The following is a 13,827-nucleotide window of genomic DNA, read 5'->3' on the forward strand; positions in this document are numbered from 1 at the left end:
CTCCGTGATCAAAAGACGACTTTTTGAAATACCTCTATCATTTTTCCCTCTGTCTCTTCTTCTCAATCGAATACTTGCGCTTCCCTGTCAAATCGAATAAACTAAAACTAAACCGAACGTTCAGTCTAGAAGAAGGAGCATTTGTAAAATGTCAAAGCGTCGTCTCGATGGGGAGAAAACCAAGCAACATATCGTAGAGAAAGCCACCGAGTTATTTTCTCAGAAAGGCTATTCAGCCACTTCCATTGAGGACATTTGCCAAGCAACTGGAGCGAGTAAGGGCAGCCTCTATTACCACTTCAAAAACAAGGAGCAGTTGTTCCTGTATTTGCTTGAAAAACAGTACAACGAATGGGAATATCTGTGGCAGGAAAAAGAAAAAGAATTCGAGACATCTATCGATAAACTGTACGGCTTAGCTGTTTTTTTCTTGGAGGATTATTTGTCCCACCCTCTAAAAAAAGCGGGCGAAGAGTTCTCCGGTAGCCAGCTAGCAGATCCAGTCATTTTGGAACAAGTGCTAGAAATGCTCGGCTCCACGTATACCCTCTATACTTCCCTCTTCCAAGAAGGAATCGACCGAGGCGAGTTCGCCCCATGCGATCCCGAAGAAATGGCGATGATACTGGAAGGGCTGATGAACGGAATCATTAACGTGGGTTATCAAATGGAAGACGAGCGTCTTTATGCTCTGCTGAAAAGGAGCATTGACGTTTTGCTGCATGGCATTGCTGCCAAGTAGCATTTTTTTCAACTTTTATTAGACCGGACGTTCGGTATAACTTTTTGGGAGTGAAATGACCTATGAAAGGTCTTTGGGGAAACAAAGTTTTTCTCACTGTCTTTATCAGTGATACATTAGAAAATATCGGTATATGGATTCGTAACATGGCCTTGCTCTACTATGTGATGGAGACGAGCGGCAACAATCCAACTGCCGTATCGCTTTTGACCGCTATCGAACTTGCGCCGATCTTGGTTTTTTCGATTATTGGCGGAGCATTGGCTGATCGCTGGAATCCGAAGCGAACGATGATAGCCGGGAACCTGTTGAGCGCCCTCTCTGTTTTAGTCATCGTGTATTTGCTCTGGCAAGGGATGTGGATCGCTGTATTCTTTGCGACATTTATCTCAGCTGTCGTGTCGCAGTTCTCCCAGCCTTCCTCTGCCAAGATGATGAAGCGTCATATTCCTGATGAGCAAGTTGCAGCAGCTGTGTCTATTTCACAAAGTACGGGTTCAATTTTTCTTCTGGTTGGCCCAATCGTCGGTACCTTCTTCTTTGAACATTGGGGCATCTACCCTTCCCTGTTAACGATGGCCGGCCTCTTCTTCGTCTCGGCACTGATCCTTTTGACACTCCCTACCTCAACTGCCAGTGCAACAGAGGAAGACGGAACTCTCCTTTCTGAGATTAAAGCAGGTTTTGCCTATGTAAAAAAGCGCCCAGCCTTACGCGGGCTTGCCGTTACCTTTGCGTGTCTGGGACTATCCTCGGGTCTTATCAATTCGCTGGAGGTATTTGTTATCACGGATCGTCTATTACTCTCCAAGGAAGCCATTCAATGGTTTACCGCATTAGACGGATTGGGTATGCTGTTGGGCGGTATTTTGGCTTCCATTTACCTGGATCGCCTGAATGGTCGTTGGGTCATTACAGGTGGATTGATTTTCTTCGCTCTTTCCGTCGCGGTAGAAGTTCTCTCTGTTTGGGTATACGTCACCGCAGCGATGCGCTTTTTCACTGGAATTGGGATGGCATTTTTACAGATCGTGATCGGTATGTTCATGATCAAGCTCGTGGATGAAGCGTATATCGGACGAGTGAATGGAACGATTTCACCGCTCATGGTCGGACTCATGATGATCGGTTCCTTTGTTGCAGGTCCGCTCATGCAGATGACTTCGTTGATTACGGTATTTCTGATCGCATCTGTCATCCTTCTGCTCGCTGCATGGGGATGTACACGAATCAAGTGGGATTCGGCCGAAGTTACACCAGATGGAGCTAACCATCTTCTCGAACACAAACAAGCGTAAACTCTATCGTAAGAGAATGCGCCCAAGCAAAAAAGCTGTCCACCAAGCGGACAGCTTTTTCTAAAATAATGCTATGTTTTCACAATGAGGAGTGGTGTTTTCGTACGATGAATCGTTTTAAATGTAACACTGCCAAGTAGCGTACCTGCCACTGCACCTTGGCCATGATGACCGAGCACAACCAGTCCAGCGTCGATTTCTTCAGCCGTCTGGCGGATCACAGTAGCTGGATCTCCAACCACGACCTTGCTTTCAAACGGGATTGAGGCAGCTGCAAGCATCTCCTCGCAAGGTTTTAACGTTTCACGTCCCCAACCTTCGAGAGTATTCATGTTATCCCAGCCTACGCCATATACACCTGCGTATGTGACTGGTGGGATGACAACAGACAAGAGTGTAAACGATACATCCGGGAGGTGCTGCCCCATCTCGACGGCTTTTTTCGCAGCTTCCATCGAATGATCGGAGCCATCTACTGCAATGAGTACTTTATTCCAAGGGAAGCGGCTATCATCTGTCTCCTCCGCAATGAGGAAGACCGGAACTTTGACATCGTGGAGTGTCGGATAGCTGACACTTTGCAACAGGAAGCCTGTAATGCGGCCGTAGCCATGTGTTCCCATTACGATGGCAGCATAGTCATTCGCAGCGTGCTTTGCAATGACTTCATGCGGCTCTCCGAACTCAATCTCCAGTTCATACGTAATACCTGCTTCTTCTACGATCGACAGGAATTTTTTGAGATCATCTCTTGCTTCATCCAATTGATAATCTTCTACAACATCTCGTCCCAACCTTCTGACAACATTGCGTGAAGGGAACGGTGAGATAGCATGAAGCAATGTGATATCATGCTTATTTTTGGCGTAGGCCAGCGCGAAGCGGACCGCCTGAATGGACTGCGCTGAGAAATCGACAGGGACTAGAATACGGGACATAATGACACGTCCTTCCTCTTTTTCATCTGGCAAATGTAGTGTAGCTCTATGTATCCATCTGCCTTGAGTCCATTGTAGCCCTGTGAGCCCTACGTGTATGTAGGGGTTTTCCCTGATCTTGGTAGGGATATTCCCTGATAGGGAGTCCTATTCTTTCCAGGCCCTAGTCCATGACAGCTGTGATAAAAATAGTAGGCTTTTCACTCAAATCAATGTCCGTGATCTCATGATCATCCACCATCCGCCGATTCGCCTGCTGGTCTCTTCGAATGACCCGAACGACTGGGCGCGAAGGTAAGCCTCTATTTTGGTCAATGATCACACCGATCTCTCCTGTCGACAGCTTCAGCGAGGTTCCTGTCGGGTACATAGCAATCGAGCGCAAAAAGTGAATGACCATTTTATGATCAAAACGTTTCTCCGCGAGCCCCATAACTTTTTCGCAAGCCTCATACGCAGGCAACGTCTCTTCTTCCTCTGAAAAAGGAGAGATGAGATTATCGTAGTAGTTACAAATCGCAACAATCTTGGCGAAATCATGAATCTCATCGCCAGTCAGGCCTCGTGGCTGCCCACTACCATCCACCCATTCATGATGCTGCAAAGGGACGTGAGCGGAGACAATGCTCATCTCATGTTTTTTTCGCAACAGATCAAAGCCCAGCCACGTATGATGATTGGTCTTGCTGTTCTTTTTGTAGGCTGGAGCTTCCTTGTCGACTGACAGCTTTCCAATGTCATGCAAGAGCGCTCCGATGGCGAGCTCTTTTAGTTGAGCCGTATTATAGCCTAATCCTACGCCCATTACTGTTGCCATCATGCACACATTCAAGGAATGAATGTACATAGCGTTGTCGGTCGTGCGAATTTCTCCTAGATTCAAGAGCACGCGACGATTTCTCAAGGTTTCGTCGATGATACTTCCCACTGATTTTTGAATACCGCGAACATCAAAATTTTTTCCAGTCTGCACACACGAAATCGTTTGCGACAGATTGCGGATGGCGTCCTTCCGAGTGGTCTCTGTGATGACCTCCTGCTCCTTCACTTCATCAAGCAGCGGGTCTTTGATACTTAACATCGTGACGCCAAACCGACGCAATTTATTAATCATTCCGACTGTCAGCTGGACACCTGCATGCAAGAGCGTTAAGCCTTCACTTGTATAAATGCTTCGAGCCAAAACATCTCCTGGCTCTACTAGGTCTACATTCACATATTTCATGGGGTCTTTCCTCCTGATTCCATCCTCCCCTGATGCTTCTTCCCTATCTTCGCTTTGGAAAAACCTGTTTCGCATGATTTTGCCGAAAAAACATCCGTAATACCAGATGCCTTCTCATTTTTCACCTGTTCCTGCCAAGACCAAGCCATGTACAAAGTCCAGAAAATTGGGTACGAGCATCCTGGTAGCCTTGTCTGTAATAATGCTCCAGCTTCTCCTCTTGACGTTCAAAACCTCGTAGAATGGTACCCACTGGTGGTGCGATGACAAACGCTTTGCCTTCCTTCTGCATCTCTTTGACCTTTTCAATCGTCTCGTAATAGATACGAAAATGACGAATGAATGCTTGGCACAAGCGCGTACTTCTGGAAAAAAGACGCTCGACACGCCATAGCTGGCGCATCCACTCACCCGGAGGACAAGAAGAAGTAAGCACAATAATATGCTTTTGATTGCCATCAAGTATAGACTTCATGAAAGGGACCGGATGCACGATGCCACCATCCCATAGCTTACGTCCGTTGATCGTAACCTGGGGTGATAGAAACGGAAGACTGCACGAAGCCCGAATCACATGGAAAATATCCTCACAGTCGTCTTTCGTAAAGTAAACGGCCTCTCCTGACCCGCAATCCGTTGTGACGACGACAAATTGTTCCTTCGCTTCGCGAAACCGATCAATGGCGAACGGCTCCAGCTTGTAGGGCATCTCATTGAAAATAAAATCCATGCCAAATAGCGAGCGCTTCATGATCAAATTTTTATAGTGAAAGTATCGGGGATCGCGAATGTATTTCGTATGATAAATCTTGCCCAATCCACTCTGCCTCGCCAAGTATGCCGCTCCATTGCACGCACCTGCTGACACGGCAACCACATACGGGATGTATAGCTCCTGCTCCATGAAGTAATCCAGAACGCCAGCGGTATAAATCCCACGGCTTCCCCCTCCCTGCAAAACGAGCCCGACCTTTTCCATACCAATCACCCATTTTGATTTCGTTTACCCGTAGTATGAATGGTTGCCCAATGAAACATGCAGGGCGGGATCGTGCCAATCAAAAAACGACCCTCAAACGGGGTCGCCACTCAATCGTCTTTTTTCATCATGCTGTACTCATCACGGACCATTGCTACATTTTCCTCTTGTTGCGTCAACTCCAGCTTATAGAGGATATCGGCAAGCACCACGGCATAGATCAAGGTTAATTCCCCGGTATTGACCGGCTCTCGAAAGTAGCTCCCGATCATTTCATAGCCTTTTCGCTTATAGGATTCGGTCTCTTCCTCTTCCAGTGCTTCACATAGCTCTCCAATCAGATCATCCAGTGCCAGCCTTGCGCGCTCATAGACATCTGGCTGGTCATGTGATACAACGTCTGACTCTTTCCTCGTACCCACTTACCCCCTCCTCCTTCTACTCCTAGAGTGGGGCACGCGAAGAGGCTTTATGCAGATTCTTGTTTCGGTTTCTTCGCAGGTGGAACTCGGATTCCCGTCAACGCCTGAAACAGTACGCGTTGATACTTCATCTCCGCATCAGGATCAGGCCGATCCAGTAGTGTTCCGAGCACAGCTCCTAAAAAGCCGAGTGGTATGGAGACCAATCCAGGATTCGTCAGTGGAAAAAGTGGCTCCGCACGGATAAGTCCGGTGAGGGGATGCATAACAGTCGGTCCTAAAATGACCAGTACCACTGATGCCGTTAACCCAGTCAGGACGCCACAAATGGCTCCTCGCACGGTAAACCGCTTCCAATACAACGTAAACAACAGCAGTGGCAAATTGGATGATGCTGCTACAGCAAACGTCAGCGCAACGAGAATTGCCACGTTCATTTTTTCTGCACCGATAGCCAACCAAATGGAGATCACGCCCACTGCCACTGACGAAAGCTTTGCCATGGTGACCTGTTCTTTTTCCGATGCCACCCCTCGTCTGATCAGATGACTGTAGACGTCATGCGCAAACGCAGAAGAGGCAGAGAGCACGAGTCCTGTCACGACTGCCAATATCGTCGCGAAGGCAACGGCAGCAATGTACGCCATCAAAAACTCTCCACCGAGAGCATCCGCCAAGAGCGTGACGGTCAGATTCCCCCCGAAGCCCACATTTTTCAATGCCTCGTAGCCTACAAACGTGCTCGCCCCGAAGCCGAGAAAAATCGTCATCAAATAAAAGGCGCCGATCACCCACGTAGCGGTGTAAATCGAATTACGTGTCGTCTTTGCGTCCTTGACTGTGAATAACCGGGAGATAATATGGGGGAGTCCGGCGGTACCGAGAATCAAAGCCAGATGCAGGGAGATCGTTTCCAGCGGATCATGAAGTTGATTACCCGGCTGTAAGAACTGTTCCTGAAGAGGTGTAATCGTACTCACATGTGAAAACATCTCGGAGAAGCTCCAATCAAAACGGGCAAACACGATCAGACTTAGGATCAATGTCCCTGTCAGGAGCAAAATCGCTTTAATAATCTGAACCCACGAGGTCGCCACCATCCCGCCGAACACGACGTAAAATGTCATCAGGCTCCCGACAACGAGGACAGCCGCATCGTAACGCACTCCCAATAAATAATGAATGAGGGCACCTGCCCCAACTAATTGCGCCAGCATGTAAAAAATCGTAATTAATAGAGTCGTACAGGCAACAACACCACGCAGCCAAAGACTGTCAAACCTGACGGCAATTGCGTCTGCCAACGTATAGCGTCCCAAATTATGCAACGGCTCCGCAACTAAAAACAAAATAATCAGATAAGAGACAAAAAAGCCGATCGCATACACGAACCCGTCAAAGCCGTACATCGCAATCGTTCCTGCAATCCCCAAAAACGAGGCAGCACTCATGTAATCGCCTGCAATGGCAATGCCATTTTGTAACCCGTTCAAGCGATTTCCTGCTGCATAAAAGTCTTTCGTCGTCCCCGTCTGTTTGGCAGCTGAATAAGTGATCGCCATCGTTCCGATAATGACGGCAAGGAAAAAGATGATCGTCGTCACGGACAATACCTCTCCCTTCTTGCAAAAATGAAAAAAAGACCAGGGGTTAACCCCAGCCTTCTCTTCGTGGCATGAGCTTCCTACGATTACTGTTTCTACGCTGAATCTTTCATTCCTGTATTCGCTTTCACCAAAATTTCATCGTACTTCTTATCATCACGGGAGCTGGACATCAAGGTTCCGATCCATGCTGCCAAAAACCCTAAAGGGATCGAGACAATGCCCGGATTCGGCAACGGGAACAGCGCTTCGCCGACCAAAATGGCTTTTCCAGCTACAGGATTCCAAACGTTCGGACTCAACGCAACCAGAATGAGAGAGCTGAACAAACCAACGAGCATCCCGCTGATTGCTCCTGCCGTATTGAACCTTTTCCAGAAGATCGTGAATAAAATCACTGGTAGATTTGCACTCGCCGCTACTGCGAAAGCCAGCGCAACAAGGAAAGCCACGTTCAGATTTTGCGCAAACAAGGCAAGCAAGATGGAGACAATCGCGACACCGATTGACGCCCATTTGGCCATCTTCATTTGCTCCTTTTCTGTTGCTTTTCCTTGTCGTAATACGTGTCCGTAAAAGTCGTGCGCAAAGGCAGAAGCGGCAGTCAGCACCAGCCCAGCCACTACCGCGAGAATGGTAGCGAAGGCAACCGCCGATACGAAGGCAAACAAGAAGTTACCACCTAGTGCTTGCGCTAGCAGTGGAGCTCCCATGTTACCTGCGGGGTCCATATTCCCCGCTCCTACAAACGCTGCCGCTCCGAAGCCGAGGAAGATCGTCATGACATAGAAGGCACCAATGATCCATGTCGCGTACACAACTGATTTGCGAGCTGTCGTCGCATCTTTTACGGTGAAGAAACGAATCAAAATATGCGGCAATCCAGCTGTTCCGAGCACAAGCGCGAGATTCAGTGAAAGGGTATCGAGCCCCACTTTAAACTTGTTGCCAGGATTGAGGAATTGTTCTCCCAATGGGGTCACCGTCTTCATTTGCTCGAACATTTTCAAGAGATTAAAATCGAATTTGGCAAAAACCATCATAGAGATGATGAATGTCCCGACCATCAACAAAACCGCTTTGACGATCTGCACCCACGAGGTTGCCGTCATCCCGCCGAACACGACGTAGATCGTCATCAATGCCCCTACGATCAAAACAGATGTCGTGTAATCCAGCCCCAAAAGCAGCTTGATCAAGGCCCCTGCTCCGACCAATTGCGCGATCATATAAAAAATCGAGATCGCAATCGAATTGAGAGCGGCAACACCACGAACCTTTTTATTGTCAAAACGCGCGGCAATCATATCTGCCATCGTGTATTTTCCTAAATTACGCAAAGGCTCTGCTACCAAGTAGAGCACAACGAGATACGCGACAAGAAAGCCGATACTGTAGAAAAAGCCATCAAACCCACTCAGCGCAATCATCCCGGCAATCCCCAGGAAGGAAGCAGCGGACATGTAATCTCCCGCAATCGCGAGGCCGTTTTGCCAACCCGTCAAGCCTCCTCCAGCGGTATAAAACTCACTAGTCGTGTTCGTCTTTTTCGAAGCGTAAAAGGTGATGACAAGTGTCAAAAGAACAATGCCGAGAAAGAGTAAAAATGCAGTAACGTTCATTAGCCCCTTCCACCTGCCTCTTGTTTGATTTTCTCAACGAGTTGATCAAACTGCTCTGCCCGCCTGGTGTACAGAATACAGAGACCCCATGTCATAACGAACTGAGCAAAGGCAAATACCCACGCCCACGAAATGGCTCCAAACGCTGGTTGGTTCAGTACGGTGAAGTAAGAGGTTAAAATCGGAAGGGTAAAGTAAAACACGAAGAAAAAAATAGAAGATGGCAAAATAAACGCTTTTTTTCTTCTTAAGAGCTCTTTGAAAGTGGCTGACTGAATGACTTTTGCATAATCAACAGCATCCTTCTTTTGATCCTCGGCTTTTTTTGCCGAAGCGGATTTGCCCATGGGAACCTCCCCCTCATCTACAAAAATGTAAGCGCTTCCTACATTGTAGAGAATCCTTTTCTAACCGTGTATTTTTCTGCGTAAGATGTCGGGGAGAGTGTGTCAGTGGCAGATTTTTAGCCACGATCTGCAAACGATTGATCATCAGGCTTACTCCTCAAGACGTTTGAGCAAATCCTTGGCAGAGGTCCGAGATACGGGAATACGCGGTCTTCCTTCTCCCTTCAAAATCAGGTTGTAAGCACCGTTGAACCATGGTTCGAGCTCGCTCACAAATTGAAGATTGACCAAATAGCTCTTGTGAGTACGGAAAAAGTCGTATGCGAAAAGCTTATCCGCCAGTTGTGTCAGGGTCATCCGCGTCGAGTACGTAGCCGTTTGGGTGACGATTTGCACATATCGCTCCTCCCGCACTGCATATACAATCGTCGCTGGATCAATGACCACTAATCTGCTATTGTCTTCTACCAACAGCTTGGTTCGTTTTGTCTGGACAGGCTCTGCTTTCGGTTTGACCAGACGCTCGCGTATTCGTTGCATCGTTTCTACCAGGCGCTTGGGCTCCGTAGGCTTCAACAAATAATCGACGGCGTACAGCTTAAACGCATCGATGGCAAATTCCTCGTACGCGGTACAAAAAACGATGAGGGGATGCTGCTTGCGTGATGTGAGCATTCTTGCTGCCTGAGCTCCTTCCAGCTCAGGCATTTTCATATCCAAGAAGACGACATCCGGTTCGTGCACATCGACCATTTCCAACAGCTCTCGCCCGTTGGTGGCATAGGGCAACAATTCTACGTCTCCTTCTTGTAACAATAAATAGCTCAGTTCTTCGCGTGCTAGTCGCTCGTCTTCTGCAATCATGACGCGTATTGGCATCAGGCACTCACCTCTGTTGTCATTGGAATGGTAAAGGTAATCGTACTGCCGCCTTCTTGTTTATTGGCAAAATGAAGATGGGCCTCTTGCCCGCACAAGCTGATCAGACGTTGGTTGACATTATGGATGCCAATTCCGTTGCCCTCCTTACTCTCCATTGGCACCTTTCCCAGAACTGGCAGCAAGTTGTCGGGAAAGCCTTCGCCATTATCTTCGATTTGAAAAACAACGTGCACATCCTGCCGTTTCACATGGAGTATGATCTCACCGCCGTTCGTGATGTCGCGAACACCATGCTGAATGCAATTCTCAAATAACGGCTGCAACGTACCAGGAGGAATAAGAGCTTCCTCTACCCCCGAATCAATGATCGTGCGAACGGCGAATTGCTCGGAAAATCTGATTTTGATAATTTCCAAATAAGCATGTAGGTGATCCAACTCCTGTCTCACAGTGACAAGCGGACTCGCTGTGAGCTTCAGGTTGAATCGCATGAACACACCAAGCTGAATGGTCATATGCCGGGCTAGCTGCGGATCAATTCGTATCAAGGTTACAATTGAATTCAATGTGTTGAACAAAAAGTGAGGATGAATCTGTGCCTGTAGCATCCGCAACTCTGCATCCTTCATTAAACCTTTCATTTGCTCCGTGAGAGATAGGGTCAATTGATTGGAGATCAGGTTGCCAAGCCCTTTAGCTAGTGCTTCCTGGACTTTTCCTATTTGTTGTGGCCTCCGATAATAGAGTTTGATCAGACCGACGACGCTGTCCCCCTCTTTAATCGGCACGAGAATCGCTGCATGCAGGTTACAATTTTTGCGCTTGCACCCTACGCTCTCTCGCGTGAATCCCTTATCGATTCCACCGCTATACAGAGCCCGCTTATCGAGCTCACTATTAAGTGCTTCTCCCGGATGATGATGATCTGCCCCCACTCCAACGTGCGCAAGAAGCTGTTCTCGATCGGTTACCGCAACGGCTGCTGCTTTCGTTTCTTTTTGTAAGACGAGGGCTGCTGACTGAGCGGTTTGCGGGGTAAGCCCCCTTTTCAGGTGTGGCAAAATTCTTTCCGCTATCGTAAAGGAACGCTCCGCCTCAATGGCAGCCGAACGTTCTGCCTCTTGCAAGGCAACCCGTATCATCGTCGTAAAAATCGCAATCGAAACACTGTTCGTCAGCACCATCGGAATCCCAATCACGTTAACCATGGTTCGCGCCAACTCGGGCGGAGCTGCCATGATCAATAAAAGCGACATCTGAATAATGGGCGCGAACATGCCGATGAACATGGCTTTGGACGGAGAAATAACCCGCTCCTGTGAGAAAAAACGTGCAACGTATCCTGCCAGCAACCCCGTGATCGGGATCGACAAGCCCATCGGTGCTGCGGCGAATCCTCCCAATTGAAAGACATGAAGCCCAGCAATGACACCTGCCCCCAGGCCAACGAGAGGCCCTCCGAGCAAACCTCCAATGACGACCCCTACCAAAGTAGAATTGGCGATCATTTCGTCATACGACAAACGAAAAATCCAAAAAGCAGGGAGATAGCTCTCCCCTTGCACGACCACTCCTGCATATGTACCTGCAATCCCAAACAATCCGAACATGACCGAAAATGCGATTGACGTCCCTACGTGCAATTCACGGTCTAAAAGCTGGCGAAACAACGGTGTCCTTGTCAAAATAAATGCTAGCGTCAAAAGAATGCCCATTCTTTCAATGAGCAATAACGTGAGATTGTCCACCGTAGCCTCCCTTAGTTTAAATCTTCTATAAATTCCGCATATTACCCTCATTTCCCTGCTGGACAGACAACCTCGCTAGGCTGATTGCATACGCTGTGTGTGCAATGCTCCAGGAGAAGGGTGATCATACCATGTGTGGAATTGTAGGATGGATTGATTGGGAAAAGGACTTATCTGGTGAACGTAATGTGCTGCAAAAAATGACCCAATGCCTCAAGGATCGAGGCCCTGATGCAGAAGGCTTTTGGCTGACTCCTCGTGCGGCCCTTGGTCATCGTCGACTTGTGGTCGTAGACCCTGCTGGCGGACAGCAGCCTATGTCGGCTCTCAAAAACGAACATGCCTGCACCATGATTTACAATGGTGAATTGTATAATACCGAGGATTTGCGAGCAGAGCTGCTTGCTTGCGGACATACCTTTCAATCTCACTCGGATACGGAGGTACTTTTGCACACGTATTTGGAGTGGGGCCCAGACTGTCTGTCAAAGCTAAACGGTATCTTTGCATTTGCGATCTGGGACGAACGCGAACAAAGATTGTTTGTCGGCCGTGACCGGATGGGGGTTAAGCCGCTGTTTTATGCGCAAAGAGGCAGTTCATTTCTGCTCGCCTCCGAGCTAAAAGCCTTGCTTGCTCACCCCGAAATCAAACCAGAGCTCTCTCGTGAAGGCTTGGCGGAGGTTTTCGGAATCAGTCCCGCTCGTACACCTGGCCATGGTGTTTTTCACAACGTACACGAGGTTCGGCCCGGCTCCTATCTGTTGGTAACGCGTGATAGCCTCAAGCAAAAACGTTACTGGCAGCTCGAAAGCCATCCACATACGGATGACCTAGCGACAACTGCTGAACGTGTCAGGGAGTTAGTCACGGATTCGATTGAGCGCCAATTAGTTGCGGATGTTCCCGTATCGACCCTTTTGTCAGGTGGGTTAGACTCGAGCATTATTACAGCTGTTGCGGCAGATCATTTTCAAAAAACAGGCCGCGGAACCCTGCACAGCTACTCCATTGATTACGTAGACAACCGAAAGCATTTCAAGGCGAGTGCTTTTCAACCGAATGAGGATGAACCTTATGTGCAACTCGTTACAAAGTTTCTCGGAACCCAGCATCACACGATTGAGTTCGACACAGACGATTTGATTGAATCCCTGAAAACAGCGACACTCGCCCGCGACTTGCCGGGGATGGCTGATGTGGATGCGTCCCTCTACCTGTTTTGCCGCGAAATAAAAAAAGAGACGACCGTCGTCCTCTCTGGAGAATGCGCAGATGAAGTATTTGGCGGGTATCCGTGGTTTCATCGCGAGGAACTGCTGAATGCCGGAACGTTCCCTTGGTCGAGAGCGACGAAAGAACGTGCTTCCTGGCTTTCACCTGATCTTCGTGATTGGGTCAAACCTGAGGAATACGTTGCCATGCGATATGAGGAATCTCTCGATGAAGTCCCACATCTCCCAGGCGAAGACCCTCTCGAAGCTCGCCGACGGGAAATGTTTTATTTGAATATTACGTGGTTCATGAACACACTATTGGATCGCAAAGACCGAATGAGCATGGCGGCCAGTCTGGAAGCGCGCGTCCCGTTCTGTGATCACCGTATTGTGGAATACGTCTGGAACATCCCATGGGATATGAAGACGCACGGGAATCGGGAAAAAGGAATTTTGCGAAAAGCTATGGAAGGAATCTTGCCTGATGAGGTTTTGTATCGCAAGAAAAGCCCGTACCCGAAAACACATAATCCCGCCTATACGGAAGCCGTTCGCTCTTGGCTGCTGGATATAGTAAACGACTCTTCCTCTCCACTGCTTCAACTGGTAGATGTTCCAACGATTCGAAAAATTGCCGAGTCAGATGCACAGGCTTCGAGCATTCCGTTTTTCGGTCAGCTCATGAGTACACCTCAGTTGTTCGCCTATCTCGGCCAGCTGGATTATTGGCTGCGGGAGTACCGTGTTTCCATTCGAACCTAAATACAAAAAGCTCCTCGCCCCTTATGATTCGGGGGAATTGA

12 protein-coding genes are annotated in these 13,827 nt (G+C 48.4%); 3 read left to right on the plus strand and 9 right to left on the minus strand.

What is annotated here, in order from left to right:
* Positions 1-148 precede the first annotated feature (148 nt).
* Together HPY27_RS09320 and HPY27_RS09325 are read left to right on the plus strand one after the other, a co-directional pair.
* Positions 149-742, plus strand: coding sequence for a TetR/AcrR family transcriptional regulator (locus HPY27_RS09320; protein WP_017247866.1), 594 nt, complete (start codon positions 149-151; stop codon positions 740-742).
* 62 nt (positions 743-804) lie between these two features.
* Positions 805-2,040, plus strand: a complete 1,236-nt coding sequence (locus tag HPY27_RS09325) for an MFS transporter (protein ID WP_173624301.1) — start codon at positions 805-807, stop codon at positions 2,038-2,040.
* A gap of 71 nt (positions 2,041-2,111) precedes the next feature.
* Here the strand turns inward: HPY27_RS09325 and HPY27_RS09330 are convergent, their stop codons facing one another.
* From HPY27_RS09330 to HPY27_RS09370, 9 genes are all read right to left on the minus strand, one after another.
* Complete coding sequence (locus HPY27_RS09330) at positions 2,112-2,978, minus strand: universal stress protein (RefSeq protein WP_017247864.1); 867 nt, start codon at positions 2,976-2,978, stop codon at positions 2,112-2,114.
* A gap of 163 nt (positions 2,979-3,141) precedes the next feature.
* Positions 3,142-4,203 carry an HD-GYP domain-containing protein gene (locus HPY27_RS09335; RefSeq protein ID WP_017247863.1) on the minus strand — a complete coding sequence of 354 codons (1,062 nt, stop codon included), beginning with the start codon at positions 4,201-4,203 and terminating at the stop codon, positions 3,142-3,144.
* Between the two features lie 121 nt (positions 4,204-4,324).
* Positions 4,325-5,182: a patatin-like phospholipase family protein gene (locus tag HPY27_RS09340; RefSeq protein WP_173624300.1), complete on the minus strand. Its 858-nt coding sequence runs from the start codon at positions 5,180-5,182 to the stop codon at positions 4,325-4,327.
* Positions 5,183-5,292: 110 nt separating this feature from the next.
* On the minus strand, positions 5,293-5,604 hold the full coding sequence (locus HPY27_RS09345; RefSeq protein ID WP_173624299.1) for a hypothetical protein: 312 nt from the start codon (positions 5,602-5,604) through the stop codon (positions 5,293-5,295).
* Between the two features lie 47 nt (positions 5,605-5,651).
* A complete protein-coding gene (locus HPY27_RS09350) occupies positions 5,652-7,214 on the minus strand; it encodes a solute symporter family protein (protein WP_371814315.1) in 1,563 nt (520 codons plus the stop codon).
* Between the two features lie 89 nt (positions 7,215-7,303).
* On the minus strand, positions 7,304-8,830 hold the full coding sequence (locus tag HPY27_RS09355; protein WP_173624297.1) for a solute symporter family protein: 1,527 nt from the start codon (positions 8,828-8,830) through the stop codon (positions 7,304-7,306).
* The gene (locus HPY27_RS09360) at positions 8,830-9,177 is read right to left on the minus strand and encodes a DUF485 domain-containing protein (RefSeq protein WP_017247858.1); all 348 of its coding nucleotides are present in this window, start codon (positions 9,175-9,177) and stop codon (positions 8,830-8,832) included. Before HPY27_RS09360 ends, HPY27_RS09355 begins: the two co-directional genes overlap by 1 nt.
* 150 nt (positions 9,178-9,327) lie before the next feature.
* Complete coding sequence (locus HPY27_RS09365; RefSeq protein ID WP_174224834.1) at positions 9,328-10,056, minus strand: LytR/AlgR family response regulator transcription factor; 729 nt, start codon at positions 10,054-10,056, stop codon at positions 9,328-9,330.
* Positions 10,056-11,807, minus strand: a complete 1,752-nt coding sequence (locus tag HPY27_RS09370; RefSeq protein WP_174224835.1) for a LytS/YhcK type 5TM receptor domain-containing protein — start codon at positions 11,805-11,807, stop codon at positions 10,056-10,058. Before HPY27_RS09370 ends, HPY27_RS09365 begins: the two co-directional genes overlap by 1 nt.
* Before the next feature lie 131 nt (positions 11,808-11,938).
* On the opposite strand from HPY27_RS09370, the gene asnB reads away from it, so the two are divergent.
* On the plus strand, positions 11,939-13,786 hold the full coding sequence (asnB, locus tag HPY27_RS09375) for an asparagine synthase (glutamine-hydrolyzing) (protein WP_174224836.1): 1,848 nt from the start codon (positions 11,939-11,941) through the stop codon (positions 13,784-13,786).
* Positions 13,787-13,827: the final 41 nt, after the last annotated feature.

This window comes from Brevibacillus sp. HB1.1, assembly GCF_013332445.1.
Taxonomy (GTDB): Bacteria; Bacillota; Bacilli; order Brevibacillales; family Brevibacillaceae; genus Brevibacillus; species Brevibacillus porteri.

Bases quoted from the DNA above. Each gene is read 5' to 3' on its own strand.
- HPY27_RS09355 (WP_173624297.1), bottom strand. From the start codon at position 8,830: ATGAACGTTACTGCATTTTTACTCTTTCTCGGCATTGTTCTTTTGACA.
- HPY27_RS09365 (WP_174224834.1), bottom strand. From the start codon at position 10,056: ATGCCAATACGCGTCATGATTGCAGAAGACGAGCGACTAGCACGCGAA.
- asnB (WP_174224836.1), top strand. From the start codon at position 11,939: ATGTGTGGAATTGTAGGATGGATTGATTGGGAAAAGGACTTATCTGGT.
- HPY27_RS09335 (WP_017247863.1), bottom strand. From the start codon at position 4,203: ATGAAATATGTGAATGTAGACCTAGTAGAGCCAGGAGATGTTTTGGCT.
- HPY27_RS09330 (WP_017247864.1), bottom strand. From the start codon at position 2,978: ATGTCCCGTATTCTAGTCCCTGTCGATTTCTCAGCGCAGTCCATTCAG.
- HPY27_RS09360 (WP_017247858.1), bottom strand. From the start codon at position 9,177: ATGGGCAAATCCGCTTCGGCAAAAAAAGCCGAGGATCAAAAGAAGGAT.
- HPY27_RS09340 (WP_173624300.1), bottom strand. From the start codon at position 5,182: ATGGAAAAGGTCGGGCTCGTTTTGCAGGGAGGGGGAAGCCGTGGGATT.
- HPY27_RS09325 (WP_173624301.1), top strand. From the start codon at position 805: ATGAAAGGTCTTTGGGGAAACAAAGTTTTTCTCACTGTCTTTATCAGT.
- HPY27_RS09320 (WP_017247866.1), top strand. From the start codon at position 149: ATGTCAAAGCGTCGTCTCGATGGGGAGAAAACCAAGCAACATATCGTA.